This is a genomic window from Bradyrhizobium sp. ma5 (assembly GCF_042258955.1).
Taxonomy (GTDB): domain Bacteria; phylum Pseudomonadota; class Alphaproteobacteria; order Rhizobiales; family Xanthobacteraceae; genus Bradyrhizobium.
Genome location: NZ_CP170156.1, coordinates 7735616 through 7760864, shown reverse-complemented (window position 1 = coordinate 7760864; position 25249 = coordinate 7735616). Strand labels below are relative to the sequence as shown.

The 25249-nt window shown below is 65.3% G+C and carries 29 protein-coding genes; 12 read left to right on the top strand and 17 right to left on the bottom strand.

Annotated elements, in window-relative coordinates; translation table 11 throughout:
- The first annotated feature begins 5 nt into the window (after positions 1-5).
- Positions 6-413, top strand: a complete 408-nt coding sequence (locus ACE103_RS36605; RefSeq protein ID WP_375776961.1) for an META domain-containing protein — start codon at positions 6-8, stop codon at positions 411-413.
- An 18-nt stretch (positions 414-431) separates the two neighbouring features.
- Here the strand turns inward: ACE103_RS36605 and ACE103_RS36600 are convergent, their stop codons facing one another.
- A complete protein-coding gene (locus ACE103_RS36600) occupies positions 432-1058 on the bottom strand; it encodes a hypothetical protein (RefSeq protein ID WP_375776960.1) in 627 nt (208 codons plus the stop codon).
- A gap of 219 nt (positions 1059-1277) precedes the next feature.
- Here ACE103_RS36600 and ACE103_RS36595 point away from each other — a divergent pair, with 219 nt between their 5' ends.
- The 3 genes from ACE103_RS36595 to ACE103_RS36585 all read left to right on the top strand — a co-directional run bounded on the left by ACE103_RS36595 (position 1278) and on the right by ACE103_RS36585 (position 2884).
- The gene (locus tag ACE103_RS36595) at positions 1278-1742 is read left to right on the top strand and encodes a GNAT family N-acetyltransferase (RefSeq protein ID WP_375776959.1); all 465 of its coding nucleotides are present in this window, start codon (positions 1278-1280) and stop codon (positions 1740-1742) included.
- Positions 1743-1819: 77 nt separating this feature from the next.
- Complete coding sequence (locus ACE103_RS36590) at positions 1820-2398, top strand: bifunctional transcriptional activator/DNA repair enzyme AdaA (protein WP_375776958.1); 579 nt, start codon at positions 1820-1822, stop codon at positions 2396-2398.
- An 18-nt stretch (positions 2399-2416) separates the two neighbouring features.
- Positions 2417-2884 (top strand): PaaI family thioesterase, encoded by a 468-nt coding sequence (locus tag ACE103_RS36585; protein ID WP_375776957.1) that lies wholly within the window; start codon positions 2417-2419, stop codon positions 2882-2884.
- 193 nt (positions 2885-3077) lie between these two features.
- On the opposite strand, the gene ACE103_RS36580 is transcribed toward ACE103_RS36585, so the two are convergent.
- On the bottom strand, positions 3078-3791 hold the full coding sequence (locus ACE103_RS36580; RefSeq protein WP_375776956.1) for an ester cyclase: 714 nt from the start codon (positions 3789-3791) through the stop codon (positions 3078-3080).
- Between ACE103_RS36580 and ACE103_RS36575 the strand changes: the two genes are divergently transcribed.
- Positions 3790-3987 carry a hypothetical protein gene (locus ACE103_RS36575; RefSeq protein ID WP_375776955.1) on the top strand — a complete coding sequence of 66 codons (198 nt, stop codon included), beginning with the start codon at positions 3790-3792 and terminating at the stop codon, positions 3985-3987. The two genes, ACE103_RS36580 and ACE103_RS36575, sit on opposite strands and share 2 nt — an antisense overlap.
- A gap of 18 nt (positions 3988-4005) precedes the next feature.
- Here ACE103_RS36575 and ACE103_RS36570 read toward each other — a convergent pair whose 3' ends face one another.
- Together ACE103_RS36570 and ACE103_RS36565 are read right to left on the bottom strand one after the other, a co-directional pair.
- On the bottom strand, positions 4006-5205 hold the full coding sequence (locus ACE103_RS36570; protein ID WP_375776954.1) for a hypothetical protein: 1200 nt from the start codon (positions 5203-5205) through the stop codon (positions 4006-4008).
- A 106-nt stretch (positions 5206-5311) separates the two neighbouring features.
- Positions 5312-5788: a MarR family winged helix-turn-helix transcriptional regulator gene (locus ACE103_RS36565; RefSeq protein ID WP_375776953.1), complete on the bottom strand. Its 477-nt coding sequence runs from the start codon at positions 5786-5788 to the stop codon at positions 5312-5314.
- Between the two features lie 96 nt (positions 5789-5884).
- Here ACE103_RS36565 and ACE103_RS36560 point away from each other — a divergent pair, with 96 nt between their 5' ends.
- Positions 5885-6253, top strand: coding sequence for an antibiotic biosynthesis monooxygenase family protein (locus ACE103_RS36560; protein WP_375776952.1), 369 nt, complete (start codon positions 5885-5887; stop codon positions 6251-6253).
- A 179-nt stretch (positions 6254-6432) separates the two neighbouring features.
- Here ACE103_RS36560 and ACE103_RS36555 read toward each other — a convergent pair whose 3' ends face one another.
- From ACE103_RS36555 to ACE103_RS36545, 3 genes are all read right to left on the bottom strand, one after another.
- Positions 6433-6723 (bottom strand): hypothetical protein, encoded by a 291-nt coding sequence (locus tag ACE103_RS36555; protein ID WP_375776951.1) that lies wholly within the window; start codon positions 6721-6723, stop codon positions 6433-6435.
- Positions 6724-6815: 92 nt separating this feature from the next.
- Entirely contained in the window at positions 6816-8459 is a 1644-nt protein-coding gene (gene groL, locus ACE103_RS36550) for a chaperonin GroEL (protein WP_375776950.1), read from the bottom strand.
- A 160-nt stretch (positions 8460-8619) separates the two neighbouring features.
- Positions 8620-8916: a co-chaperone GroES gene (locus ACE103_RS36545; protein WP_018269780.1), complete on the bottom strand. Its 297-nt coding sequence runs from the start codon at positions 8914-8916 to the stop codon at positions 8620-8622.
- A gap of 320 nt (positions 8917-9236) precedes the next feature.
- Here ACE103_RS36545 and ACE103_RS36540 point away from each other — a divergent pair, with 320 nt between their 5' ends.
- Positions 9237-9755 carry a hypothetical protein gene (locus ACE103_RS36540; protein ID WP_223967134.1) on the top strand — a complete coding sequence of 173 codons (519 nt, stop codon included), beginning with the start codon at positions 9237-9239 and terminating at the stop codon, positions 9753-9755.
- Positions 9756-9991: 236 nt separating this feature from the next.
- Here the strand turns inward: ACE103_RS36540 and ACE103_RS36535 are convergent, their stop codons facing one another.
- From ACE103_RS36535 to ACE103_RS36525, 3 genes are all read right to left on the bottom strand, one after another.
- Positions 9992-10270, bottom strand: a complete 279-nt coding sequence (locus ACE103_RS36535; protein ID WP_374707956.1) for a hypothetical protein — start codon at positions 10268-10270, stop codon at positions 9992-9994.
- A 182-nt stretch (positions 10271-10452) separates the two neighbouring features.
- The gene (locus ACE103_RS36530; protein WP_375776949.1) at positions 10453-10932 is read right to left on the bottom strand and encodes a hypothetical protein; all 480 of its coding nucleotides are present in this window, start codon (positions 10930-10932) and stop codon (positions 10453-10455) included.
- A 554-nt stretch (positions 10933-11486) separates the two neighbouring features.
- A complete protein-coding gene (locus ACE103_RS36525) occupies positions 11487-12263 on the bottom strand; it encodes a protein phosphatase CheZ (RefSeq protein ID WP_375776948.1) in 777 nt (258 codons plus the stop codon).
- Between the two features lie 310 nt (positions 12264-12573).
- Between ACE103_RS36525 and ACE103_RS36520 the strand changes: the two genes are divergently transcribed.
- Positions 12574-13383 carry a L,D-transpeptidase family protein gene (locus ACE103_RS36520; protein WP_375776947.1) on the top strand — a complete coding sequence of 270 codons (810 nt, stop codon included), beginning with the start codon at positions 12574-12576 and terminating at the stop codon, positions 13381-13383.
- A gap of 91 nt (positions 13384-13474) precedes the next feature.
- On the opposite strand, the gene ACE103_RS36515 is transcribed toward ACE103_RS36520, so the two are convergent.
- The 6 genes from ACE103_RS36515 to ACE103_RS36490 all read right to left on the bottom strand — a co-directional run bounded on the left by ACE103_RS36515 (position 13475) and on the right by ACE103_RS36490 (position 19725).
- Positions 13475-14302, bottom strand: a complete 828-nt coding sequence (locus tag ACE103_RS36515) for a DUF2076 domain-containing protein (RefSeq protein ID WP_375776946.1) — start codon at positions 14300-14302, stop codon at positions 13475-13477.
- Between the two features lie 189 nt (positions 14303-14491).
- On the bottom strand, positions 14492-15334 hold the full coding sequence (locus tag ACE103_RS36510; RefSeq protein ID WP_375776945.1) for a ChbG/HpnK family deacetylase: 843 nt from the start codon (positions 15332-15334) through the stop codon (positions 14492-14494).
- A complete protein-coding gene (locus tag ACE103_RS36505; RefSeq protein ID WP_375776944.1) occupies positions 15331-16377 on the bottom strand; it encodes a glycosyltransferase family 2 protein in 1047 nt (348 codons plus the stop codon). Before ACE103_RS36505 ends, ACE103_RS36510 begins: the two co-directional genes overlap by 4 nt.
- A gap of 139 nt (positions 16378-16516) precedes the next feature.
- A complete protein-coding gene (gene hisG / locus ACE103_RS36500; protein ID WP_375776943.1) occupies positions 16517-17494 on the bottom strand; it encodes an ATP phosphoribosyltransferase in 978 nt (325 codons plus the stop codon).
- The gene (locus tag ACE103_RS36495) at positions 17491-18657 is read right to left on the bottom strand and encodes an ATP phosphoribosyltransferase regulatory subunit (RefSeq protein WP_375776942.1); all 1167 of its coding nucleotides are present in this window, start codon (positions 18655-18657) and stop codon (positions 17491-17493) included. The genes hisG and ACE103_RS36495 overlap by 4 nt, the downstream gene beginning before the upstream one ends.
- A 291-nt stretch (positions 18658-18948) precedes the next feature.
- Positions 18949-19725 carry a 16S rRNA (uracil(1498)-N(3))-methyltransferase gene (locus tag ACE103_RS36490; RefSeq protein WP_375776941.1) on the bottom strand — a complete coding sequence of 259 codons (777 nt, stop codon included), beginning with the start codon at positions 19723-19725 and terminating at the stop codon, positions 18949-18951.
- Between the two features lie 556 nt (positions 19726-20281).
- Between ACE103_RS36490 and ACE103_RS36485 the strand changes: the two genes are divergently transcribed.
- Complete coding sequence (locus tag ACE103_RS36485; RefSeq protein ID WP_375776940.1) at positions 20282-21016, top strand: hypothetical protein; 735 nt, start codon at positions 20282-20284, stop codon at positions 21014-21016.
- 40 nt (positions 21017-21056) lie between these two features.
- Entirely contained in the window at positions 21057-21989 is a 933-nt protein-coding gene (ubiA, locus tag ACE103_RS36480) for a 4-hydroxybenzoate octaprenyltransferase (RefSeq protein ID WP_375776939.1), read from the top strand.
- 230 nt (positions 21990-22219) lie between these two features.
- Here ubiA and ACE103_RS36475 read toward each other — a convergent pair whose 3' ends face one another.
- Positions 22220-22744 carry a DUF6101 family protein gene (locus ACE103_RS36475; RefSeq protein ID WP_223967147.1) on the bottom strand — a complete coding sequence of 175 codons (525 nt, stop codon included), beginning with the start codon at positions 22742-22744 and terminating at the stop codon, positions 22220-22222.
- Between the two features lie 276 nt (positions 22745-23020).
- On the opposite strand from ACE103_RS36475, the gene ACE103_RS36470 reads away from it, so the two are divergent.
- On the top strand, positions 23021-24409 hold the full coding sequence (locus ACE103_RS36470) for a TldD/PmbA family protein (RefSeq protein WP_223967148.1): 1389 nt from the start codon (positions 23021-23023) through the stop codon (positions 24407-24409).
- Positions 24396-25205 carry a 3'(2'),5'-bisphosphate nucleotidase CysQ gene (locus tag ACE103_RS36465; RefSeq protein ID WP_223967149.1) on the top strand — a complete coding sequence of 270 codons (810 nt, stop codon included), beginning with the start codon at positions 24396-24398 and terminating at the stop codon, positions 25203-25205. Before ACE103_RS36470 ends, ACE103_RS36465 begins: the two co-directional genes overlap by 14 nt.
- The last annotated feature ends 44 nt before the right edge of the window (positions 25206-25249 follow it).

Here is a 25249-nt window from a genome sequence, read left to right as displayed (position 1 = left end):
TCTCGATGAAGCGGATTCTGAACGGCGGCATGGCCGCATTGGCGCTGGCTGCAGCGGCTCTTGGCGCGAGGCCGGTGCAGGCCCAGGAAGAATTCCCGTTCGGCTTCGTGATGACGCTCGATGCCGCGCGCATGCCGGGCTCCAAGCGGATTCCCTCGATCGAGGTCGGCGACAATGGCGAGGTGATCCTCGAGCTGTGGTGCGACGGCGGCAAGGGCCAGTTCTCGGTTGCCGGCAACAGCATCGTGTTCGTTCCCGGCGCGATGGAGAACCGCAGCTGCACGCCGGACCGGGTGCAGGCCGACAAGGATCTGCTGGCTGCGCTCGGCGACACGACGAGTTGGCGGCGGCAGGGTGATCAGGTCACGTTCGTGGGAAGCAAGTCGCTGCGTTTCGTGATCAACAGCAACTAACGCACATCGCGTCGCCGCTCAGGGCGTCGCGACCAATCCGCTTGCGGTAGCGACGATCCAGCGATTGCCCCAGCGCACGATGGAATTGACGCGGCCAAGGCCCGGGACGACGTCGCCGCGTGCGGCCATCTTGACGCCTTCCGGCCCCTCGAGCACGGCGGTGCCGTCTCGGACTTCGACCACCGACCATCCGGGGATGGTGCTCGGCCGGGTCTCAGGGGGCGTCGCCGGGGGCTGCTTCGGCCCCAGCGCCATGGCTTGCGCGTTCAGCGTCGTCGGCGCGGCGCCGACCACCTGCGGGCGTGGATTGGCTACCGATTTGGGAATGCTGCCGGTGACGGCGGGGTCGGCGTTGGAGGCGGTCCGGCGCGGGCTCTCGCTCTTTCGGCTCGGTGGCGCCTCCGCAACGTGCGGGACAGGCGCTTCCTTCTGGGCCACCGGGACGGGGGCGGGAGCTGCAAAGTCATGCCAGTTGGCGCCGCCGGTCCATCCCAGCACGAAGCTTGCGGCCAATGCCGTGGCTGCCAGCAGCGCGGTGCCGATCCGGTCGGCGAACGGCTCCCGCAGCAGCAGGCTGGCGTCGTGATTTTCGCCTGAGACGTCCCAGAGGTCCGCCGTCTGCGCCGGCGAATGACCCTCCGTCACATCCGTTGGCCAGATGCTCCCAGGACTGATCGGCTCGCGGTCTTGCATGGCGTGACCTGTGTTCGGTGACGCAAAGGATGATCCCCGAAACTAAATCGAGCCTTAATTTTCGGTGACCGAACTGCGGCAGCACGAAGTCTTTTGGTCGCAGTCCCCGTAGTTTGACGGGACGGTGAGGGCGGCCGACAATCGCGACGACGACTCTGCATTGGGCCAGAGATGCACAATTCTGAAATCAGCATTGCCGCCGAAGACCCGCGACATGCGGACGTGCGGCAGCTGATAGATCTGTCGGACGACCACATGCGGGCGCTGTATCCGTCTGATAGCAATCACCTCGCCGCCGTCGAGACGCTGGCCGCCCCGGACACCGTCTTCCTCGTCGCGCGGCGCGATGGCGAGGTGCTCGGCTCGATCGCCTTCCGCCTCATCGCGCCCGGTCATGCCGAGATGAAGCGGATGTTCGTGCGTGCCGATGCGCGCGGGCACGGGCTCGGCCGCCGCCTGCTCGACGCGCTGGAGGACGCCGCGCGCGACCGGAAGATGGCGCGTATCAGCCTGGAGACCGGAATCCGGCAGCCGGAGGCGATCGGGCTCTATCGCGCCGCCGGCTACCAGGAATGTCCGCCGTTCGGGGACTACGCGCCGGATCCGCTCAGCCTGTTCATGACCAAGCGTCTCTAGCCCCAAGCGGTCGTTTCCGGACGCCGTCACCGCAAAGCGGGTCGCCGCGGCGCGCGGCCGCCGCTATAGCGATTTGCATGCTCGACTTCGCCGCCCAGTATGCAGCCTTTCAGCGCCGCGACCCGGCCTGGGATGGCGTCGTGTTCGTCGCGGTCCGGACGACGGGCGTGTATTGCCGCCCAGTGTGCCGCGCGCGCACGCCGCTCGCCCGCAATGTGCGGTTCTTTGGCAGCGCCGCGTCGGCCGAACGCGCCGGCTTCCGGCCCTGCCTGCGCTGCCGTCCCGAGGCAGCGCCGTTCTGCCCGGCATGGAAGGGCACCAGGACGACGGTCGAGCGCGCGCTGGCGCTGATCGAAGCGGGCGCACTCGATCGCGGCAATGTCGAAGCGCTGGCCGATCGGCTCGGTATCGGCGCGCGGCATCTGTCGCAGCTGTTCGCCGAGCATCTCGAAGCCTCGCCGCTGCAGGTCGCGCTCTCAGTGCGCGGGCAGCGCGCTAAGCGCCTGATTGACGGCAGCGATCTCCCGCTCTCCCTGGTCGCGCAGCGCGCCGGCTTCTCCAGCGCAAGGCGCATGAACGCCGCATTCGCAAAACTCTACGGCCGCTCGCCCGCGTCGCTGCGACGGAAGCGGCTGCAAAAAATCACGATGCAATGAGCCTGAAGGAGATCAGCAATGGCCAAGAGCTACGGCACCGTCAGTGCCGAACAGAAACTTGAGATGACCGGCCTCGAATTCGTGCAAGGGCTCGCCTCTGGCGCGTTGCCGCTCAACACCATCGCGCGGACGCTCGGCTATGATGTCACCGAGGCCGAGCACGGCCGCGTCGTCGTCACGCTGCTGCCGACGGATGCGCATCTCAATCCGGCCGGCACCGTGCATGGCGGGCTCACCGCGACGCTGCTCGACAGCTGCATGGGGCTTGCGGTGCAGTCGACGCTCGATGCCGGAACGAGCCAGACCACGCTCGAATTCAAGATCTCGCTGGTGCGGCCGATCACGCCGGACACCGGGCTCATCCGGGCCGAGGGCCATGTGCTCAATTGCGGTCGCCGCGTCGGCACCGCGGAGGGCAGGGTGACCGACGAGAAGGGGCGATTGCTCGCGCATGGCACGACGACGTGCCTGATCTTTCCAGCTTGATGCACAATTGTTGCGGAGAGGTTGCGCTGGCGCCGCATCGGGAGATGCCAAGCCGGCGCAGCAACATTGGAATGACTCCAGCGAGCCTGCGGATTAGAGCGCTTCAATTTCACTGAGCCGATCGCTCGCGCTACCCGGACGCATGGAATGTGCGTTCGGGTAGCCGCGATGCGATCGTCGATGAAGCGCCGGTTCACCCGGCGTAGCCACTCTGTTCAGGCAAGCGGATGAGGCCGAGCTGCAGCATGGCGGTCAGCGCATCTTCCTGTCCGAGCTCCTCGGCGATCCGTCCGTCCCGCACGCGCAGTACGGTCGTGCCGGCGAACGTCATCTTGCGGCCGGAGGCCGCGGGCAGCGAGCCGAGGCGGAAGTCGCTGAAGGCAGGCCCCGTGTGCGTACCGCCACCTTCCCAGCGGCCGACGACGAGATCACCTTCCGCGACGAGATCGCCGACGCCCCAGAAATTGAGATCCGGAAACGCTTCACGAAACTCGGTGATGAATTGCGTGACCGCAGCGCGGCCCTTCTTCGGTTCGTGCATCGGGTAGTGCACGACAATGTCGGGTGTCGCGAGCTCATCGATGATGCGCGGATTCCATGGGTTTCCCCAAAAGCCCTCGAACCACCGGCCTACGATGCTCTTGTTTTCATCTGACATCGGATCGTCTCCATTTGCGTGTTGCCGGTATCGCGACCGGCGCTGTGTCGATGAACGCATTAGGCATCTTGAGACGGGTGTCGTGCCACCCGATTCCAGATCGGGCGTGGCGTCGGCGTTCAGACGAGATTCCGCTTGGTCGATATGGCGCTTAGCGCCGCTTCTCGGATGTCGCCGCGCAATCGGGAAGCGGGTGGCGCGCGCAACACGAACGCGAAACCTCTTCGCGATCACACAGGAGAACATCATGCGCAACTTCAATGCGATCGCCGCGCTGCGCGGCGACGGACTTCGTCCCGAACTGCGGGCGCTGCTCGATCGCACCGCGATCGATCTTCGTTCCGAATTGTTCGTCAGAAGCGACGGGATGCTTCAGTCCGGCCCGGACGCAGCTCCCGAGATGGCGCGCAACAACGTGGTGACGCTGAAGACGAGGGCAGCCTGAATAAGCGGCGCGCCGACCTCAGCGCCACACCGACTTGTCGGCGTCCCAGCGCTGGCCTTTGAACTCCTTGAGCAGCGCGTCGATCGCGCCGTTGTCGTCCTTGGCCTCGCTGCCTTCCTCGTCGCTGCTGGAATCGTCGGACAGATTGAGCTTGGCGCCGGCGCTGTCGTCCGACGTCGAAACGGTGGGGCTCGAAACCCACAGCATCAGCTTGTCGGAGCTGCCGGGCTTGTCGGGCGAAACGAGGGCGGTGACCTCGTAATTCTGGGTGAGGCCGAGCGCAGGGTAGATCGCGCTGGGCCGCTTCAGCACCAGCTTGAGCTTGCCGGTATTCGCGTTCCAGGTCGCGGAGGCGGGCTTTGCCGCAAGCGTCCTCGCCAGCACATTGGAAATCACAGTTGCGAGCTTGTCCTTGTTGATCTTGTCGCCGTCGCGCCAGTCGGCGGCGGCGAAGCGGATGGTGCGGTCCATCTCGACCACACCGCTGGTCCAGCCGGCCGCCGTCACGCCGGGCGTCGATTTCACCTTGGCTAGCAGCGCGCCGGCGTGCTCGGGATCGACGGTGAGGTTGAGGGTCTGCTCGCCGGAGCGCATCGCATCGCAGGTCACGGCGAGGCTCGAGCTGCCGATCTCGGCAGCCTCGCCCTTCAGGTTCTTGAGGAAATCGGCCGCGGCGTCGAGCTTCACCCGCACCCCGATCGCTTCCGGCGAGACGTCGGTGAAGTCCTTCGGCTGCGGCGTGATGCCGTCCTCGGTGGCCTGGTTGTCCTGGAATTCCTTTTCGCTGAGATCGGAATTGTCCGTCGAGGCGACCTCGGTGACGGTCTGGCCGATCGTGATCTGGCCGCGGAACTCAAAGCTGTCGCCGGACTGCTTGCGGTTGAGCTTGACCGTGATCGGCTGCTTGTCGGCGACGCTCTGGGCGGTGCCGGAGAGCGTCTGGCCGTTGACGGTCAGGTTAGCGACGAAGCGGTCCTTGCGGTCCGAGCTCTTGTCGGCGGGATAGCAGACGTCGAGCACGGCCGCGGTCACGGCCTTGCCCTGGCGGGTTTCCTTCAGCACGACGTCGGCATTGCCGTCCATCAGGCCGTCGATCGACGTGAAATAGCGCGTCTCGGGGCCATTCGACGGTGCTGGCTTGGTTTGCAGCTTCATCTGGGCGAGAGCAGGCGCCGAGGCGACGGCAAGACCGAGCAGCAGGAGCGGGAGCGCGCGCATACGATAAGTCCTCGAAGGGCAGAATCGGTTCCGTCGTAACTAGCAAACCTCCGTGTCATTGGCCAAAAAAGAAGGCCGCCTAACGGCGGCGCTTCCAGAATCGCCGTCATGTGCGATCGTTGGGTTCCTGGCCGCTCTCCAGCCTGCCGCGCAGCGTGCTGACGACGCGACTCACGGTTTCGATGTCCTTCATCGACAGCCCGTCGGAAAGGCCGTTCACCCAGGGCAGCTGCAGGCGCATCGCCGCGTCGAAGCTTTGCTGCCCCTTCTCGGTCAGCACGACGAGCTGGGCGCGGCGATGATGCGGATTGGTCTCGAATGTGACGAGCCCGTCCCGTCGCAGGTCGTTGACGATCCGCTGCACGTTCTGTCTGGCGGCGCCGAGGTCGCGCGCCAGCCACGCGACCGGTTGCGGGCGTTCTGTGGTGACGATGGCGCCGAGGATCTGCCAACGCGCGCTGGTCAGGCCAAGTCCGGCCACCATCCGGTCGCCGGCGGTGAACAGCAGGCTGTTGAGCCTGAACAGGTCGAGAATCAGGTCGCTCAGGGCTTCGCCGGCCGGCGTTCGTTTGGTTTGCGGCATTTGTCACCATATGCTGATATTGACATCGTGATGTCAATATCATATGTATCCATCTGATCGAAATGACATCATAGCACCATATCAACGGAGCCAGCCATGCCGCAGATGCGCCCCCTCGACCCCGCATTCCCGATCGACCGTCAGCTCGCGGTCGAAGCCAGCAACGTCGTGCTCGTCAACCTCTTCACGCTCGATGCGGCCGACGTGGAGATTTTTCTGAAGGCCTGGCAGGCCGACGCCGCCATCATGAAGCGGCAGCCCGGCTTCATCTCGACCCAGCTGCACCGCGCGCTCGGCGACAGCCCGGCCTATCTGAATTACGCGGTGTGGGAATCGACCGCGGCCTTCCGCGCCGCCTTTGCGAACCCCGAGTTCAGGGCCAAGCTCGCCGCCTATCCGGCTTCGGCGGTCGCATCGCCGCATCTGTTCCAGAAGGTGGCGGTGGCTGACATCTGCGTCGCTTGAAGCGCGATAGGCACCGTCCATAGCTCTATCCACGTCATTGCGAGCGAAGCGATCCATGGTTCCGCAAGCGGAGAAGTGGATTGCTTCGTCGCTATCGCTCCTCGCAATGACGGTGGTGCCAAGCATCGCGGCCCCCGTCGCGGGCGAAAGCGAACATTGGACGCCGCTTCAAAGATCACTCAACTGTGCATCAGCATGCCGACGCCGAGCGTGGCCGCGGCAGCCAGGAACGATATGTCCAGAAACCGCAGCGGCGCTTTTGGACGATGACCGGTCGAACCGGAAATGACGTAATAAATGCAATAGGCGGCGCTGAGGACGACAAACGTCAACGTCTGCTTGATCCAGAAGGTCAAGACGACCGCAAGATCATCGGTGCTGTCCAGGGCATAAGCGCCGAATGCGAGCACCGCGCCGATCGCGTAGAACAGCACGAGTGTTGACGTCAGGGATTTCGCGTCGCGGGACATGCGATGATCCTTACAGCTCCATTGTCATCAAATCGCAAAAAAGAAGGCCGCCCGGAGGCGGCCTTCGATCTCGATGCGGATGTGATGAGGGCTTAGAAGCCGCCCATGCCGCCCATTCCACCCATGCCGCCGCCGCCCGGCATTGCCGGCGCTGCGTCCTTGGGCAGTTCGGCGACCATGGCCTCGGTGGTCACCAGCAGGCCGGCCACCGAGGAGGCGTCCTGCAGCGCAGTGCGCACCACCTTGGCGGGGTCGATGATGCCCTTGTCGACCATGTCGACATACTCCTCGGTCTGGGCGTCGAAGCCGAAGGTCTCCGACTTGTTCTCGAGGATCTTGCCGACCACGATCGAGCCCTCGACACCGGCGTTCTCCGAGATCTGGCGAACCGGAGCTTCGAGCGCCTTGAGCACGATGTTGATGCCGGCCTGGACGTCGGCATTGGGGTTGGTGAGACGGCCGACCGCCTTCTTGGCGCGCAGCAGCGCCACGCCGCCGCCCGGCACGATGCCTTCCTGCACCGCGGCGCGGGTCGCGTTCAGCGCGTCCTCGACACGGTCCTTCTTCTCCTTGACTTCGACCTCGGTCGCACCGCCGACCTTGATGACGGCAACGCCGCCGGCGAGCTTGGCAAGGCGCTCCTGCAGCTTCTCACGGTCGTAGTCCGAGGTGGTTTCCTCGATCTGCGCCTTGATCTGGCCAACGCGGGCGTCGATGTCCTTCTTGCCGGCGCCCTTGACGATCGTGGTGTTCTCCTTGTCGATCACGATCTTGCCGGCGCGGCCGAGCATGTTGACCGTGACGTTCTCGAGTTTCATGCCGAGGTCGTCGGAGATCAGCTGACCGCCGGTCAGGATCGCGATGTCCTCCAGCATCGCCTTGCGGCGATCGCCGAAGCCCGGCGCCTTGACGGCGGCGACCTTCAGTCCGCCGCGCAGGCGGTTGACCACCAGCGTCGCCAGCGCCTCGCCTTCGACGTCCTCGGCGAGGATCAGGAGCGGACGGCCCGACTGCACCACGGCTTCCAGCACCGGCAGCATGGACTGCAGGCCGGTCAGCTTCTTCTCGTGCAGCAGGATGTAGGCATCCTCGAGCTCGGCGGTCATCTTCTCGGCGTTGGTGATGAAGTAGGGGCTGAGATAGCCGCGGTCGAACTTCATGCCCTCGACGATGTCGACCTCGGTCTCGAGCGACTTGTTCTCCTCGACGGTGATGACGCCCTCGTTGCCGACCTTCTGCATCGCCTGCGCGATCATCTTGCCGATCGCGGCATCGCCATTGGCCGAGATGGTGCCGACCTGGGCGACTTCGGCGGAGGAGGCGACCGGCTTGGCGCGCTTCTCGATGTCCTTGATCACGGCGGCGACCGCGGTGTCGATGCCGCGCTTGAGGTCCATCGGGTTCATGCCGGCGGCGACCGACTTGGCGCCCTCGCGGACGATGGCCTGCGCCAGCACGGTCGCGGTGGTGGTGCCGTCACCGGCGGTGTCGTTGGTCTTGGAAGCGACCTCGCGCAGCATCTGCGCGCCCATGTTCTCGAACTTGTCGTCGAGCTCGATCTCCTTGGCGACGGTGACGCCGTCCTTGGTGATGCGGGGAGCGCCGAAGCTCTTCTCGATGACGACGTTGCGGCCCTTCGGGCCGAGCGTCACCTTCACGGCATTGGCGAGCACGTCGACACCGCGCAGCATGCGGTCGCGGGCGTCTCCGGCGAATTTTACGTCCTTGGCAGCCATTGATTTGAACTCCTGGAATGTCTGTGAATTGCTTGCCGCTTCCGCGCCCGTCATCGTCGGGCTTGACCCGGCGATCCATCTTTCGAAGAGCGATGGATGCCCGGGTCGAGCCCGGGCATGACAGCGGAGAGACTGGGCGCTCTCGAATTGGTCGTGGCGCTTACGCCAGCACGCCCATGATGTCGGACTCCTTCATGATCAGGAGCTCCTGGTTGTCGAGCTTGACCTCGGTGCCCGACCACTTGCCGAACAGCACGCGGTCGCCGACCTTGAGGTCAATCGGGATCAGCTTGCCGGCCTCGTCGCGGCCACCCGGGCCGACGGCGACGATCTCGCCCTGGGACGGCTTCTCCTTGGCCGAGTCCGGAATGATGATGCCGCCCTTGGACTTCTCCTCGGCATCGATACGCTTGACCACGACGCGGTCATGCAGTGGGCGGAAGGTGGATTTAGCCATGACGTTCCCTCTTGGAGGCTCGGTTTCAGGTCCGGTTCATCGAGACCGGCGTTGAATGCCGGCCCGGTCGGCGCCAGGCAGGACGCCCGGCGGATTTAGCAATCGTTGTGCAAGAGTGCTAATTGTGCGCCGGGAAATATGGCTTGGCGCAGTTTCTGTCAAGCAAACGGGTTAAGGCCTTGGTGAGGCCAATATAGGATGGTGGACCGGAAACCAAATCGTAGCGATGACGTAATTTTGTCAGACGTCATTGCTCCGCCTTAAGTTTTACGCTTGGCTGCATGACGGGTGCGGCCGGGAGATAAGTTCGGGGGATGCATATGATCAGGTCACTCAACGCGCGATTGGTCGCACGGTTCGTGGCTGTCTCGGCGCTGACGACGCTTTTGGGGGCGTGCGGCAGCATGAGCCTGCCGTCGCTGTCGTCGAACCCCGAGCCGGGGCCTGTCGAACCGGGCGTGGCTCCGGAGATGCCGGCGTCGATCCGCCCGGACGAGATCGTCGGCCGCTGGGGCCTCGCCTCGTTCCAGAATCCAGCCGACCGCGCCCGCACCGAGGCCGCCGCACGCGGCCAGTGCAAGCAGCCTTATGTGATCGGCGCCGGCCAGAGCGGCGGCGTCATCATGCATCTGGCCGACCAGGCCACCCCGCAGGAACTGCGGCTGAAGGGTTCCCCGAGCGGCAAGAACTATATCGGCCCACCCGGACCTGTGCCCGGCGAGCAGGACCGCGAGATCATCTCGTTCGACGGCCGGGTCTTGATCACCCGCTTCGTCGACAAGGACGCCGCCGTCCGCTACGGCAACATGGTCTACGTCCGCTGCGCCCCGAGGGCGTGAGGGCGGGATTTCCAGTTATCTGCGGATGTAGCGCCGCATAGGCGATGCAGCTCTCCCCTTGCGGGAGAGGTTGGGTTGCATCACCAGATGCAATCCGGGTGAGGGGTCTCTCCGCGAGTCCCTCTTTAAGCCCGCGGATAGAACCCTTGATCCGGCGCCATAGCCGCTGCGAAGCTTCGGCGTTCTCTGGAACGGCCGGCCGGAAGGCCGTCTACGCCACCTCGCAAAGCCCTGCTTTATCGCCGCACGCCAACCCGATTGACGCCGCCATTCAGGTTGCCGCCCGCGTTATGACGAACCGCAGCCCGCGCCACCGGACGAGGCCTGAGCACGACGCCCGCCCTCGCCACGCAACCGTGCGGATAGCCGACATACTGGCAGTAGACGACCGCCTTGGCCGGTGCCGGATTGAGCGCGACACCTGCTGCCCCCAACAGGAGGCTCGCCACGATCCCCGTAACCGTCACCGATCCGGTCGAAAAAATGCGCGTCCGATGCATGGTGATCCTCTCCATCGCAAGCGAACCGACGATGATGGCGGCGGTTCAGGCACGGCTGAAGATATGAACGGCGAGGGATCGACGATGTTGACGTAGATCAACGCTGGGCCCGGGCCGCCGCCATACCAGATCGATCTACTCCATATGAAAGAGGGCGGCTCATTGAGCCGCCCTCTTGTCGTGTCGTTGCGCGGATCTCACTGACAGACGTAACTGTGGCCGTCGGCCATCTTCGTCATCGTGCCAGGTTCGCAGGTGATTCCATTGGCTGCCTTGTAGTCTGCCCATCCGGCATAACCGTAATACGGGCTGCCACCATAGTAGGCTCGTGCTGGATAGTAGGGCTGGCCAAAGTGGGGATCCGTCTGGGCGGCGTATGCATCGGTCCAGTTATTTGTGCCCCAGCCAGCATAGACCGGCGCAGTGGCGGCTGCCGTGGCAACCGCGGCCGTCGCGGCGATCCCCGCGCCGACTCCGTACCCGTACGCAGCGCGCCGGGTTTGGCGACGTGCAACGCCCGCGACGCTCAAGGGCGTCAGCGGTCGGCCCACGCGCGCCTGGGCGCTTTCGACTGACGCCGAAATGCCGCCCTGCTCAGACCAGGTGATGGAGAACAGTGTCGCACAAGCGAAAGTCGAGAGCGCAATTGCAGTATTTCTGACAATTCTTCGCGTCATGTTCTATCTCCAGTTTTGGGTACTCCAGTGGCTCCCCCAATCGGTGATTCCTCAACAAGCCGCAGGTATCAGCGCCCAAGAAACCCGCCGTGCGTCGTCATGGTTTCAATGACGCCCTCGGATGCGCGCAACGAGTGGCCGGCAAAGCTGTACTGTGTGTTGTGTGAAAGTGCGAAGCCCCGCTCGGGGCGACCGGATTCGCTCCGGAAGTCCGATGCAACCGGCACCCAATGTTGGCTCCCGGCACACGCATGACAACGTCCTCACACACAGTATGCGCCTGCGACAGCAGACCTGCCAGTAAATTTGCAGGTGTCACAATTGGCACAAACTGCATGCGGTCGAGACAGGGTTCTGACTGATGTGTCACCTGACGTGCATGCAAGGAAAGCTGCCGTACAGAATTGCTCACGCCTTGCAACGCGGCGACGCGATGATCTGGCAACTTTTGTCTGGTGATCCCTCTCGGGCTCGACCACCGCTCAAACAAAAACGCCGGCCCGAGGGGCCGGCGCTTTTCGAATTGATCCGACAAATCTCAGTTGAACATCGCGTCAGTTGAACATCGCGTCGATGTCGTCCTGCGAGGCGTGGCCCGCGTCGCCGTCGAGCTTCGGGCCGTTGAGCAGGCGGGCATCGCCCTCGCGGGTGTCGACGATCGGCGGGACGTGGGTCTTGATGGCGTCGACGCCGCCCCAGATGTTCATCATCTCGTTGATGTGCTGTTCGATGAACTTCATCGTCTGCATCACCTTGCTGATGCGCTGGCCGGTGAGGTCCTGGAAGTTGCAGGCCTCGAAGATCGAGACCACGCGCTCCTGAATATCTTCGCTGAGCCGCTTCTGCTGGTCGGGCGTGACGTTGTTGGCGAGCGCGCTTGCGGCCTGGTCGATCGCTTCCACCGCTTCGAGGATCTGCTGGGTGGCCTGTTCGGTGCCGCCGACCACGGCGCCGAGTTCGCCATTGACCTTGGCCATCTCCTCGCCGTTGAAGCTCTTGCCGTGCAGCACGGCGATCTCGCGCTTGGTGCGGCTGATCGCGTCGTGGATCAGGTCGAGCTCGACCTTGAGCTTCTCGCACTGTTCGACCTGCGCGCGGTAGGTCTCGAGCAGCGCCTGCGTCTCGGCGACTTCGCGTACGACGGCGGCATCGACGCTGTCGCCGGTGCGCTGCGCCGGTGCCGCGGCCATCTGGGCGCGGATCGAGCGAAGCTCCGCCATGATCTCCCGATGCATCGGACCGAGCTCGCCGCCGCCGGCAACTTCCGGCTCCGGCATCACGACTTCACCCATGGCCTGCTCGACACGAAAACGCTTCCGCTTCACTGACATGATTTCATTCCCGCCCCTTCACTGCGGTCCGTTCTAGCGAGAGGTGATTTAACGTCAGGTTCACGCGGGAACAGTTTGCGCCGATGGCGCGCAATCGACGCGATACCGGCGATTAACCATGTCTCCCCGGCATTCACGCAAAATAAACGCTGTCAGGCAAAACCGCGCTGCAATGCCGACGTGGTGAATCTAAACCGCGATTCCGTTTACCAAACCGATGCGGTTTTCATTGCTTATTGACCACGTGCAACGGGGCTTGTGCGCTCCGTCCACGTCACACGTCACGACGAAACCAGTACAGAGTACGTCGATGTTCAGGAAAACCACGCTTGCGCTGCTCGCCGGCGCCTCTTCGTTTATTGCCGTTCCCCATCATGCGATGGCGATCGACGCGTCGGCTCAGCCCGAGCCCACCGTGATCTACGCCAACCAGGGCGCACCGCAGCCGCCGATGCGCACCGCCTATGTGCAGCCGCAACGCTCCAACATGGGCGGCGGCTTCATCGAATTCCTGTTCGGCGATGCGCCGTCGTCACAGGGGTATTCGCCGCAGCCGATGTATCAGCAGCAGCCTGGCTATTACGGCAACCGCCAGGGGCTGCCGCCGATGGATCCGCAGCAGCAGATGATCCGCCAGCAGGAAGAGGCGGCTGGTGATCCGACGCAGCGTCCGTTCGATCACCGATATGAAAAGCAGCTGGTCGATTACAGCGGCAAGGAAGGCGTCGGCACCATCGTCGTCGATACGCCGAACAAGTTCCTCTATCTGGTGCAGGGCGACGGCCGTGCGCTGCGCTACGGCATCGGCGTCGGACGGCCCGGCTTCACCTGGGCCGGCGTCAAGACGATCTCGGCGAAGAAGGAGTGGCCGGCCTGGACGCCGCCGCCGGAAATGCTGGCGCGCCGTCCCGACCTGCCGCGGCACATGGAAGGCGGCCCGGAGAATCCGCTCGGCGCCCGCGCGATGTATCTCGGCTCCTCGCTCTATCGTATCCATGGCTCCAACGAGCCCTGGACGATCGGCACCAACGTCTCGTCCGGCTGCATCCGGATGCGCAACGAGGACGTCATCGACCTCTACGGCCGCGTCAATGTCGGCGCCAAGGTCGTCGTGATGTGAGGTGGTTTGAAGCAGTCCCGGCTTTCGTCGGGACGACGGAATCAAAACGGCCGCTCGATTGGAGCGGCCGTTGTCGTTTCAGCGATCGCGTTTACGCGTAATCGCTGTTGTCGTCGCCGCCGTTGTCGTCGAAGTCGTCGGCGTCTTGATCATCGTCACTGTCCTGGTCGGCCTGCGCCTGGTCGAACGCGCCGGCGCGCGAGCCGGAATCGCTGTCGCGACCGGACGAACTGACGTCGTTGATCCCGGCGTCACGGGCGAGGTTGCTCGACGACTGGTCGCCGCCCCAGGGACGCGAACCACCGCCGCCGGCGTCAGCCAGCGATTGATGGCTGCCGCCACCCATCATGCCGCGGATGCTGGAGAGCAGCAGTCCGCCGCCGACCACGCCTGCCGCGGCCGCAGCCGCGGTGCCGAGGAACGAGCCGCCACCGCCACCGGGCGCGCCGCCGCCGAAGGGCGGGGGCTGCTGGCCGCCGTAGGGCTGGCCGTATTGGGGCTGGCCGTATTGCTGCGGCGGCTGGCCGTAGCCGCCCGCCTGCTGCATCGCCTGGCCCGAGTTCCAGACCGGGCGGCTGCCGCCGACATCCGGCGGGCGCACCGGAGGCACCGAGCCGTGCGGCTGCTGCTGGCCCTGTCCGAAGATCGCATCGCGCATCGAATCGAGGAATCCGCCGCCCTGCTGCTGTGCTCCCTGCTGCTGGCCGACCGCGGCCTCGAGCTCCTGGATGCGGTCATGGGCGCGCTTCAGCGCCTCGTCCTGCACCAGCGCGGTCTGCACCAGCGCGTAAACCGCATTCGGCGCGCTGCGCAGGCCCTGCATGATCGCGGACATGGCCTCGCCGTCGCGCGGGGCATTCTCCAGCTTGGCGAGCCGGTCGAAGAGATCGTCAATCAGTTGGCGTTCTTGCGGTGTCATGGCGTTCTCCATCGCGTCGATCGAATCGGCGCGCGGCTGATGTAGGACGGGCTTTGTGGCGCAAGGAGTGGGGGCCCGAATTAAATTTATGTATGCGACAATCCGACCGGCGGTTTTTCGTGAACCCCAAGCGTTTTCGAGCGAAGTGGATCCCGGTTCGCGTGAAGAAAACGCGTCAAAACAGGGGTCTCAGGCCAGTGTAACTTTATTCAGGGCCAGCAGCCCGGGGAAATCGTCGCCTGCGAGGTAGGCATGCTCGGTCTCCCGCTGCGTCGTCAGCGGGTCGAGATTCTTCAGGGTTTCATCGACGAAACCGGGATGGCACATCACGAGCCCATCCTCGGGCAGGCCGTCGAGGAAGCCCTGCATGAGCGCTCCGAATTCGCTGCCGCGCGTAAAATCATAGGCGCCGGCGAAGGCCGGATTGAAGCGCAGGCCGGATCGCTGGGCCTTGATCCGGAATTGGGTGCTGAGCACGTTCAGCACCAGCGCCTTCGGCGCCGTCAGCTGGCGCGCCAGCGGACCTTCGCGTCCGCACTGCCGCACCCAGGCGTCGGGTGCGCGCTCCTTCACGGCGCGCAGAAAGCCGTCGCGGACCTGCGGAAACAGTTGCGCGTGCTGATGGCCGTCGACGAAATCGGGCGCGCGGCCGAACAGATCGCGGAAGGCGTCGAGCTGCGCCAGCACTTCGGCATGGACCAGATCGGCATCGAGCCGATGCATCAGCCCTGCGCGCAACAGTTTTGGGAACGGCAGGAACATGTCGCCGTCGAGCGGACGGAAATGCATCGTCAGCGGCCGGAACGGCGCGGTCAGCGTCGCATGCAGCCCGATCGCACAGCGCGGGCTTTTCGCCGCCGATGCCGTGAGCGCAGTCGCTGCCTCGCGGCCGATCGCCGGCGTCACCATCATCACCGACGTCGCATTGAGGCGGTCGCGTTCGATCAGGTCGCGGATCGCGCGGTTGACGCCATCGCTCAAGCCATAATCGTCAGCACACAGCCAGATCCGGCGCGGCGAAACTTCGCTCATTCGGCGGCGGTCCGCTCGGTGGCGCTCTGCGCCGTGCCGCCGTCGGCATGCTTCTCGGTATGCTCGGCAACGAAGTAGATCGGCCGTGCCTTCAGCTCGGAGAGGATCTTGCCGATATATTCGCCGACGATGCCGATCATGATGAGCTGTACGCCGCCGATCGTCATCACGCCGATCATCAGCGACGGATAGCCGGGCACCTGCTTGCCGGTGGTCAAGACTTCCCACAGGATCGAGAGGCCGAACAGGAAGGCCGCGCCCGCGAGCAGCGCGCCGAGCAGGCTGGCGAAGCGCAACGGCGCCACCGAGAACGAGGTCAGGCCCTCGATCGACAGGCCGATCAGCCGGCCGGCATTGAAGGTGGTGACGCCATGCGCGCGCGGCGCCGGCTCGTAGTCGACGCGGATCTGCCTGAAGCCGATCCAGCTCGCGAGGCCCTTGAAGAAGCGGTTGCGTTCCGGCAATTGCCGCAGCGCCAGCGCCGCGCGCGGCGACAGCAAGCGGAAGTCGCCGGCATCCTCGGGGATCTTCTGCCGCGCGCCCCAGTTGATCAGCGCGTAGAAGCTGCGCACGGAAAGCCGCCTCAACGCCGATTCATTGTCGCGATGCGCCTTCGCCGTGTAGACCACGTCGTAGCCGTCATCGATCCAGTGCGCGACCAGCTGCTCGACCAGCGTCGGCGGATGCTGGCCGTCGCCATCCATGAACAGCACCGCGCCGCGGCGGGCATGGTCGAGGCCGGCCATCAGCGCCGCCTCCTTGCCGAAGTTGCGCGACAGCGACACCACCTGCAGGTCGAGCCCGTCGGCGGGCAGGCCGCGCGCGATCGCAAGCGTGTTGTCCGCGCTGCCGTCGTCGACATAGACCACTTCGCAATGGAGCCCGTAACGGGCGCGCAATGAGCCGGCGAGGTCGATCAGCCGCTGGTGCAGCGCCACAAGCCCGGCGGCCTCGTTGTAAACGGGCACGACGATCGACAGACCCTGCGCGGCAGCGGTCTTGGCGGTTGTGGTCAGGCTGGAAACGTCAGAGCCCAGCATCATCGGTCAGGTTCCAGAACTATAGCGTTTTCCAGCGAAATCGGGTTCGCCTTCGCGTGAGGAAAACGCGTCACGACGAGAGATCATGAACACAATATGGTACCGACGGCCGGCTGTCGCCAACATGAACGGCGACACCGACTCATTGTCGCAGGAACGCCTCGAGCTTGGCGAACAGCGGGTTCTCGCGGTCGAACACATAGTCCAGCGACACCACCGACACCGTTTCGGCGCCGTGCTCGCGCAGGAAGCTGCCGAGCGCGTAAAGCTTGCCCGGTGGGCAGTGCAGCGTAAGCATGCCCGATGAGGTCGGCCCGCCGAACGGGGCGACCACGCCGAAACGGGTATGCGCTTCCGACAGCAGCGCGTCGTTGCAGCCGGCGAACCGGGTGCGGACCTCGCGGTACTTGCTGGCGCGGGCGCGCGCGGCGATGTGGTCGAGGATGACGCGCGCGGTCTCGCGGGCGCCGGTCGACCAGTCGGCATCGCGGGAGGCGACGAGATTGGCCTGGCTACGCAGCATCACGCCGTCGTCGAGCACCTTGAGCCCGTTGGCGGCGAGCGTCGCGCCCGTTGTCGTGATGTCGACGATCAGCTCGGCGGTGCCGGCCGCGGGCGCACCCTCGGTGGCGCCGGCGCTCTCGACGATGCGGTAGTCGCCGACGCCGTGCTTCGCAAAGAAGCCGCGCGTCAGATTGATGTATTTGGTCGCAACCCGCATGCGGTGGTTGTGCTGCTCGCGGAAGCCCGATGCGACGTCGTCGAGATCGGCCATGGTGCGGACGTCGATCCAGGCCTGCGGCACCGCGACCACGACATTGGCATAGCCGAAGCCGAGACCTTCGATCATCAGCACCCGCTTGTCGGCATCGGGAATGCTCTCGCGCACCAGATCCTCGCCGGTGACGCCGAGATGCACTGAGCCGCGCGCCAGATTGGCCGCGATCTCGCTCGCCGACAGATAGGCGATCTCGACATTGTCGACGCCGGCGATGGTGCCGCGATAGTCGCGTGCGCCGCCGGCCTTCGACAAGGTCAGCCCGGCGCGGGCGAAGAAGCTTTCCGCGTTTTCCTGCAAGCGTCCCTTGGAGGGAACGGCAACGACGAACGGCGTGCTCATTGGACGCCTCCGGTGGCGGTGGCCTTGCCATGCCGGTTCATCGCCTCGATCCAGACCGAGAAGCCGACCGCGGGGATCGGGCTCACCGAGCCGAGCTGCGACATCAGCCCGTCATAGCGCCCGCCCGCGACCAGCGGCTCGCTGCCGTTGCCCTTGGCGTGCAGCTCGAACTCGAAGCCGGTGTAGTAGTCGAGGCCGCGGCCGAACGCGGTCGCGAACCGCGTCTTCCTGATGTCGATGCCGCGCGCGGCCATGAAGCCGACCCGGCTCTCAAACTGGTCGATCGCCGCGGCAAGGTTGAGCTTGGCGTCAGCTGCGAGCGCGCGCAGCTGCGCGATTGCGTCGTCGGGGTCGCCCGATATGGCGAGGAAGCGCTTGATGGTGGCGAGCGCATCGCGCGGCAGCGCGCCGCCCTTCAGCGTCGATTGCTCGAGGAAACGGTCGGCGATCTCGGCGACCGTGCGTCCGCCGACATTGGTGGTGCCGGCGATCGACATCAGATCGGTGACCAGCGCCAGCGCCGCCTTGCGGTCGGAGCCGGCCAGCGCAGCGAGCACGCCCTCATATTCGTTGCGGCCCGGCGCGGTCGCCAGGGTCAGCTGCTCGATGTCGTCGGTCAGCGAAACCTTGCGGTTGAAATCCTTGATCAGCCGGCGCCGCCACACCGGATAGAGCTCCAGCGCATCGATCAGCGCGTTGAACAGCGCGACGTCGCCGGTGCGGATCTCGACATCCTTCAGCCCGAACGCCGTGGTCGCCTCCAGCGCCAGCGCCAGCATCTCGGCGTCGGCCGCAGCGCGATCCTGCCGCCCGAAGGATTCGATGCCGGCCTGCAGGAACTGGCTCGGCTGGCCGTCGCGATAGCGGAACACCGGGCCGAGATAGCTGAAGCCGGCCGGCTGGCCGGCGCGGGGCGAGGCGAGGTAGTCGCGCGCCACCGGGATCGTGAGATCCGGGCGCAGGCAGAGCTCCTCGCCGCTCGGGTCGGTCGTCAGATACAGGCTTTTGCGGATGTCTTCGCCGGACAGGTCGAGGAACGGCTCGGCCGGCTGCAGGATCGCGGGTTCGGAGCGGAGATAACCGGCCTGCGCGAACGAGGCCAGCAGCGCATCCGCCCATAAGGCGGATCCGGCGGCGGGTCGTGGTGCGGCAGCTTCGCTCATCTCGACGTCCAATTCGCTCCGAAATCGCGTTTCAGAGCGGGTTCCATGGGTGGCGTTGGCGGAGCCCTTAGCATGGCCGTATCAGGCTTTCGACAGGCATCAGCCAAGTGGCTTAATGATTGGGTTCGTTAACGATTTTGCGACGGCTTGGCTAGGGAAAGATGTTTCCCACATCCGGGATACGCGCTCACCGGCCCGTCATCCTGAGGTGCGAGCGCAGCGAGCCTCGAAGGAACGGCGGCCATCGGCCGGGCCGTGCATCCTTCGAGGCTCGCCGAAGAGGCTCGCACCTCAGGATGACGGGGATGGAGTGCATGGACCATTTCCTCCCCAATCTCCCAGCGCCGCCTGCACCAGCGCCAGCGCCGCGACGGCGGCGGTGTCGGCGCGCAGGATGCGCGGGCCGAGTGCGATCCGGAGGACGGTGGGTTGGCGCAGCAGCAGCGCGCGCTCCTCCTCGGCAAAGCCGCCCTCGGGGCCGATCAGGACATCGATCCCGCCGCTTGCGGCGGTCGCAGCCTGGAGCGCCTGCACCGGGTTCGCCACTTCGGCCGCCTCGTCGCAGAACACCAGAAGCCGCGCCGGATCGCGCCCCGCCAGGAAGCGCTCGAGCGGGAGGGGATCGGCGACCTCGGCGAGCGAGATGATGCCGCATTGCTCGGCGGCCTCGACCACATTGGCGCGCATCCGCTCGCTGTTGACCCGCGACACCTGGGTGAAGCGTGTCAGCACCGGCACGAGCCGTGCCGCGCCCATCTCGACCGCCTTCTGCACCATGTAGTCGAGCCGCGCATGTTTGAGCGGCGCGAACACGTAGGTGACATCGGGCAGGCGGTCCTGCGGGCGGGTCTGCGCCGTGATCGTCAGCGTGTCGGCCCGCTTGCGGCCGGAAATCTCGGCGCGCCATTCGCCGTCGCGGCCGTTGAACACCAGCACGGTGTCGCCGGCGGCAAGCCGCAGCACGTTGCCGAGATAGTTGCTCTGATCGCGTTCGAGCGAAACGGTCGCGCCGGCACCGAGCGGGGCATCGACAAACAGGCGGGGGCTGCAAAAATCGAGTTCAGGCATGTCCTAGGTTCCTGAGCCGCGTTCTAGCCCAAAGGTGCTGCCAAGTATTGCCCGCTGCCGTTGATTGCGATCGGAGAGGATCGGCAGATTCCGTAATCGGCGTCGGGCGCCGGCGCCAAGGCCGCTTCCATGCGGCGAGCCAAGTTAACCAAGCCGGGCGACACCGTAGTCCCGCGGACTCGTCAGGACCGCTGCGGCCAACTACTACAGGGGTGTCGATATATTGCTTCTGTCACCAAGTCATTTTTGAAGTCCGAGGGGTCGCTTGCACGCGGCCCCTTTGCGTTTCGGTCGGTGTGGGCCGGCAAATTCGACCTGAGGCATGACCGAAAGTCCCGTTCAGGCACATTTGATGGCCCGGATTTACCGCCGTTCGCGGCCTAAAGGCTTCAAATCGGGGAACAATTTAATGTGGCCGGTGTGGCCCTACGCCGCGCTGTCGCCCAAATCCACGGGTTGTTAAGGGCTCACAGGAATCGTAAAACGCCCCCAAATTTCGTTGCTTCGTTTTGTTGCGCTGGGGTTGCCTGGACCTTTTGCCGGAGAAACACCCTCGATGATCCGCCGACTGATCATGCTGACCGTTGCCGCGACCGCCCTGTCAGCGGGGCACGCAGCTGCCCAGAGCGCCTTTCCGGCGCCGCTGCCCAATCAGGGCCAGGTTGGCACCGCGTCGGATCCCGCGTTCCCGCCGGTGAACGGCGCGCGTCCAAGCCGGGCGAGCACCGCTCCTGATCCTGCGTTTCCGCCGGTCAACGGCGCGCCCGCGGCCAGGGTCGGCGGCGCGCCGTCGCCATTCCCGAGCAGTGGTGCGGCTCCCATCGCCGGCGGCGGTCTGTCGTCTCCGCCGCCCCCGCCCGGTGCCGGTGGTGGCGCCGGCGGTGATGCCTGCATGAAGGATTTCGTTCCGCTGCGCGAGGAGACCGAGAAGCGCGGCAAGGCGATCAAGGCGGCGAGCGACCGGCACGCCAGCCCCCAGGAGGCCTGCAAGCTGATCGGCAATTACAGCCAGGCCGAAGTCAGGATGATCAAATACGTCGACACCAACGCGGCGAAGTGCGGGATCCCGCCGCAGATCTCCAACCAGCTCAAGGACGGTCACAAGAATACCGAAGCGTTGCTGAAGAAGGTCTGCAACGTCGCGGAGCAGGCGGCGGCGCAGCCGCGCGGGCCCGCCGGACCGTCGCTGAGCGACGTGCTCGGCTCGTCCGCCTCGCTGCCGGAAGCAACCCCGACCAAGAAGGGCGGCAGCACCTTCGACACGCTGAACGGCAACGTTCTGACCCGATGATCGAGCGCCCGATGATTGATCAGCCAATGATCACGCATTCATGAGCGATGTCTCCGCCCGCGTTGCCGACTCCACAGGCAACTGGGTGGACACCCATGCGCCGGTCTGGTCGCGACCCTATCTGCGGCTTGCACGCTACGACCGGCCGATCGGCTCCTGGCTGTTGCTGATGCCGTGCTGGTGGTCGGCGGCGCTGGCCGCCGGCGTCGCACACGATGTTCGCTCGCTCCCGCTCGTCGTCCTGCTGTTCTTCATCGGCGCCTTCGTGATGCGCGGCGCAGGCTGCACCTGGAACGATATCACCGATCGCGATCTCGACGCCAAGGTCGAGCGCACCCGGTCGCGGCCGATCCCGGCTGGGCAGGTCACGGTGACGCAGGCGGTGATCTTCATGGTCCTGCAGGCGCTGATCGGGCTCGCGGTCCTGCTGCAGTTCAACCGTTTTGCGGTGATGACCGGCATCGCCTCGCTCGTGATCGTTGCGATCTATCCGTTCATGAAGCGGATCACCTGGTGGCCGCAGGTCGTGCTCGGCCTTGCCTTCTCCTACGGCGCGCTGATGGGATTCGCCGTGACGCTGGAGCGCATCGACGCGGCTGCGATTGCGCTTTACGCCGGCTCGATCGCCTGGGTGATCGCCTACGACACCATCTACGCCCATCAGGACGCCGAGGATGACGCGCTGATCGGCGTCAAATCCACCGCGCGCCTGTTCGGCGCACGCACCCATCGCGCTCTGGTGATTTTCTACGGTCTCGCCTTGCTTCTGATCGGCGTGGCCTTCGCGCTTGCGGGCGCGCGCTGGCCGGCCTGGATTGGGCTAGCGGCGTTCGCGCTGCATCTCGCCTGGCAGGTCCGCCGGCTCGACATCAGCGACCCCGCGCTCTGTCTCCGCATCTTCAAATCCAACCGCGACGCCGGCTTCATCCTGTTCGCAAGCCTGGTCGTCGACGCGGTGCTGCGCGTGGCTTAGGTCGCGAGACTGCGAAGCTGCGTCCTCATTCTCGACTGTCATCGCCCGGCTCGAATCGAGAACCATCCTCATCGTCGTCCTGGCGAAAGCCAGGACCCATTACCCCAAATCTCAATTGTTGCGCGACGCTGGGGCCACGATCCTGTTCATCACCGAATGCGGTGGTTATGGGTCCTGGCCTTCGCCAGGACAACCAAGAGGTGAGAGACGTGGAGCGCGGCGAAACGAACTCAATCCCGCGCGATGATCTCGCGCTCGTCGCGATGCACGCTGGTGCCGTTGAGGCTGACGCCGGCGCGGCGGCGGACCAGGAATTTCGGACGGCGGGCGCGGATTGCGTTGCGGCGGCGGCGGCGCGGGGAAGGCGTCCGTGGCGCCGGCTCGGTCAGTTGCGGCAGACGGAAGATGTCGCTCCACATCTGCCAGGCGGAGGTGATTTCTTCGGCATCCGAACTGGTGCCGAGCGGAATGCTAAGCGCAGGATCGCGATGAACCAGCATCAGCATCTGCGCGTCGTCGATGCCGCGCAGCGCGACGCCGAGAAAATCGCTGACGCGAACATTGACCGCCATCCGCATGCCGAGAACGGCACGGCGGAGCACGACATGTTCGCGATGAAGCTCGACCTGCCGCATGCCGCCATCCGCGCGCGCATCCTGCGCGTGGAAGCTGAGCGGAAGGGAAAGTGGGTCGAGCCGTAGTGCGCGGCTCGACCCGGCGGAATTGATTCCGCTTGTTGGTGTTTGACGCCTCAAAGCCTTAGTCTCCCCGCCGGGATTATGTTCCCGGTCGATGTGTGAGAGCCTAGCCGAGCGATGGCCGTTTCGGCTTAAAAAGCCTGGTTAACCGCTCCTCACCTGGCGCCATGATTGACAAGAGGTTGGCCCGCATGATTGACGAAGCCTTGCGCCGATCACTCAAATCTTTGTTGCCCGCCGGTGCAAAGTGCTTGAATTCCCTGTGAAACCGGCACATCTGGTTAGGTCTGTCGACGCCATTCCGGGCCCCCCTCAATCCGCAGGAATTCGTTCGTGAACTCTTCACCATCTGCATCGCGACACGGCGATACCTCCGATCTGTTCGATCAGTCCGGCCTGAGCGACCTTGCGCAGCGTCTGGTCGAGGCCGCAAAGCGCGCCGGCGCCGATGCCGCCGATGCCATCGCGGTGCGCGGCGTCTCGCAAGGCGTCGAAGTCCGCGATGGCCGCGTCGAGGAAACCGAGCGCTCCGAAGGCGATGATGTCGGGCTTCGGGTGTTCGTCGGCCAGCGCCAGGCGGTGGTGTCGACCAATGACGTCAGCGGCGACGGGATTGCAAAGCTCGCCGAGCGCGCGGTCGCGATGGCGCGCGTCGCGCCCGACGACAAATATGTCGGTCTGGCCGATCCCGCGCTCCATGCGCATGACTTCCCCGATCTCGATCTGCTCGACCGCACCGTCCCGACCACGGCCGAGCTCGAGCAGCGCGCCATCGAAGCGGAAGCTGCCGCGCTCGCGGTCAAGGGTGTCTCCAAGTCCGGCGGCGCGTCGGCCTCGACCGGGATCGGCGGCATGGTGCTGGTGACGTCGACCGGCTTCCACGGCTCGTATCTGCGCTCCAGCCACGGCATCTCGACGACGGCGATTTCCGGTGAGGGCACCGGCATGGAGCGCGACTATGATTTCACCAGCGCGCCGCATGCGTCCGATCTCGAGTCGCCCACGGCTGTTGGCCGCAAGGCCGGCGAGCGCGCGGTGGCGCGGGGAAATCCGCGCAAGGTCGAGACCTGCAAGGTGCCTGTGGTGTTCGACCCGCGGGTTGCGGGCTCGATCGTCGGCCATGTCGTCGGCGCGATCAACGGCGCCTCGATCGCGCGCAAGACCAGCTTCCTGAAGGACAAGCTCGGCGAGCAGCTGTTCTCCAGGGATATCCGCATCATCGACGATCCCTTGCGCGTGCGTGGCCTGCGCTCGCAGACCTTCGACGCCGAGGGCGTCAAGGTGAAGAAGATCGCGCTGATCGACGAAGGCGTGCTGACCACCTGGGTGCTGGACTCCGCGACCGCGCGCGAGCTCGGCCTGGTCACGACTGGGCATGCGCATCGCGGCGTGTCGTCCTCGCCGTCGCCCGGAACATACAATCTGCATCTCGAGCCGGGTGCGGTGACGCCGAAGGAGCTGATCTCCGACATCAAGCAGGGCTTCTATGTCACCGACCTGATCGGCTCCGGCGTCAACGGCGTGACCGGCGATTACAGCCGCGGCGCCTCCGGCTTCTGGATCGAGAATGGCGAGATCACCTACCCGGTCAGCGAGGTGACCATCGCCGGACACCTGCTGCCGATGTTCAAGTCGCTGGTTGCCGCCAACGATCTGGAATTCCGCTACGGCGTCAATTCGCCGACGCTGCGCATCGAGGGCCTGACGCTTGGCGGACGCTGATACGGACGACTGGACCAAGGCGCGCGACGCCGCCTTGCTGACCAGATCGGTGCAGGAGGCGGGCCGGCTCGCATTGTCGCTGTTCCGCACCGAATTGAAGAACTGGATCAAGGGCGCGTCCTCGCCGGTCTCAGAGGCCGACATCGCCGTCAACGACTTGCTGGAGCAGCAGCTGCGCTCGGCGACGCCGGGTTACGGCTGGCTGTCGGAAGAGAGCGCCGACAACGCGACCCGGCTCGACCGACGCTTCACCTGGATCGTCGATCCGATCGACGGCACCCGTGCCTATCTCGCCGGCCGCGAGGACTGGTGCGTCAGTGTGGCGCTGGTTGAAAATGCATCGCCGGTGCTCGCGGCGGTGTATGCGCCGGTGACCGAGGAATTTTTCTTCGCCGCCCGCGGCCAGGGCGCCACCCTGAACGACAGCGGCGTGCATGCAACCGCGGGCACGGAGTTCGATTTTCCCCGCATGGCCGGACCGAAGCCGCTGGTGCAGCGGCTCAGCCCGACATCGGACGAGATCACGCTGTTTCCTCGGATCGGATCGCTGGCCCTGCGGTTGTGCCGCGTAGCACAAGGTCGACTTGACGCCGCCTTTGCCGGCGGGCAAAGCCGCGACTGGGATCTTGCCGCCGCGAATTTGATCGTGCAGGAAGCGGGTGGTAAGATGACCGCGCTCTCGGGGGAAGCGATTGAGTACAATCGCCGGGAGGTGACGCATGGGGTGCTGGTGGCAGCAGGACGCGAACGTCATGCACGCATTGTCGAGCATTTTCGCAACCGTCCTTTGCCGTGAGGCCCCGCCGATCCGCTCCGCGTTTCCGATTGTGACGACCAGAC

Coding starts and splice junctions, on each gene's coding strand:
- ACE103_RS36605 (WP_375776961.1), top strand. CDS start 6: ATGAAGCGGATTCTGAACGGCGGCATGGCCGCATTGGCGCTGGCTGCA.
- ACE103_RS36595 (WP_375776959.1), top strand. CDS start 1,278: ATGCACAATTCTGAAATCAGCATTGCCGCCGAAGACCCGCGACATGCG.
- ACE103_RS36590 (WP_375776958.1), top strand. CDS start 1,820: ATGCTCGACTTCGCCGCCCAGTATGCAGCCTTTCAGCGCCGCGACCCG.
- ACE103_RS36585 (WP_375776957.1), top strand. CDS start 2,417: ATGGCCAAGAGCTACGGCACCGTCAGTGCCGAACAGAAACTTGAGATG.
- ACE103_RS36575 (WP_375776955.1), top strand. CDS start 3,790: ATGCGCAACTTCAATGCGATCGCCGCGCTGCGCGGCGACGGACTTCGT.
- ACE103_RS36580 (WP_375776956.1), bottom strand. CDS start 3,791: ATGATGTTCTCCTGTGTGATCGCGAAGAGGTTTCGCGTTCGTGTTGCG.
- ACE103_RS36570 (WP_375776954.1), bottom strand. CDS start 5,205: ATGCGCGCGCTCCCGCTCCTGCTGCTCGGTCTTGCCGTCGCCTCGGCG.
- ACE103_RS36565 (WP_375776953.1), bottom strand. CDS start 5,788: ATGCCGCAAACCAAACGAACGCCGGCCGGCGAAGCCCTGAGCGACCTG.
- ACE103_RS36560 (WP_375776952.1), top strand. CDS start 5,885: ATGCCGCAGATGCGCCCCCTCGACCCCGCATTCCCGATCGACCGTCAG.
- ACE103_RS36555 (WP_375776951.1), bottom strand. CDS start 6,723: ATGTCCCGCGACGCGAAATCCCTGACGTCAACACTCGTGCTGTTCTAC.
- groL (WP_375776950.1), bottom strand. CDS start 8,459: ATGGCTGCCAAGGACGTAAAATTCGCCGGAGACGCCCGCGACCGCATG.
- ACE103_RS36545 (WP_018269780.1), bottom strand. CDS start 8,916: ATGGCTAAATCCACCTTCCGCCCACTGCATGACCGCGTCGTGGTCAAG.
- ACE103_RS36540 (WP_223967134.1), top strand. CDS start 9,237: ATGATCAGGTCACTCAACGCGCGATTGGTCGCACGGTTCGTGGCTGTC.
- ACE103_RS36535 (WP_374707956.1), bottom strand. CDS start 10,270: ATGGAGAGGATCACCATGCATCGGACGCGCATTTTTTCGACCGGATCG.
- ACE103_RS36530 (WP_375776949.1), bottom strand. CDS start 10,932: ATGACGCGAAGAATTGTCAGAAATACTGCAATTGCGCTCTCGACTTTC.
- ACE103_RS36525 (WP_375776948.1), bottom strand. CDS start 12,263: ATGTCAGTGAAGCGGAAGCGTTTTCGTGTCGAGCAGGCCATGGGTGAA.
- ACE103_RS36520 (WP_375776947.1), top strand. CDS start 12,574: ATGTTCAGGAAAACCACGCTTGCGCTGCTCGCCGGCGCCTCTTCGTTT.
- ACE103_RS36515 (WP_375776946.1), bottom strand. CDS start 14,302: ATGACACCGCAAGAACGCCAACTGATTGACGATCTCTTCGACCGGCTC.
- ACE103_RS36510 (WP_375776945.1), bottom strand. CDS start 15,334: ATGAGCGAAGTTTCGCCGCGCCGGATCTGGCTGTGTGCTGACGATTAT.
- ACE103_RS36505 (WP_375776944.1), bottom strand. CDS start 16,377: ATGATGCTGGGCTCTGACGTTTCCAGCCTGACCACAACCGCCAAGACC.
- hisG (WP_375776943.1), bottom strand. CDS start 17,494: ATGAGCACGCCGTTCGTCGTTGCCGTTCCCTCCAAGGGACGCTTGCAG.
- ACE103_RS36495 (WP_375776942.1), bottom strand. CDS start 18,657: ATGAGCGAAGCTGCCGCACCACGACCCGCCGCCGGATCCGCCTTATGG.
- ACE103_RS36490 (WP_375776941.1), bottom strand. CDS start 19,725: ATGCCTGAACTCGATTTTTGCAGCCCCCGCCTGTTTGTCGATGCCCCG.
- ACE103_RS36485 (WP_375776940.1), top strand. CDS start 20,282: ATGATCCGCCGACTGATCATGCTGACCGTTGCCGCGACCGCCCTGTCA.
- ubiA (WP_375776939.1), top strand. CDS start 21,057: ATGAGCGATGTCTCCGCCCGCGTTGCCGACTCCACAGGCAACTGGGTG.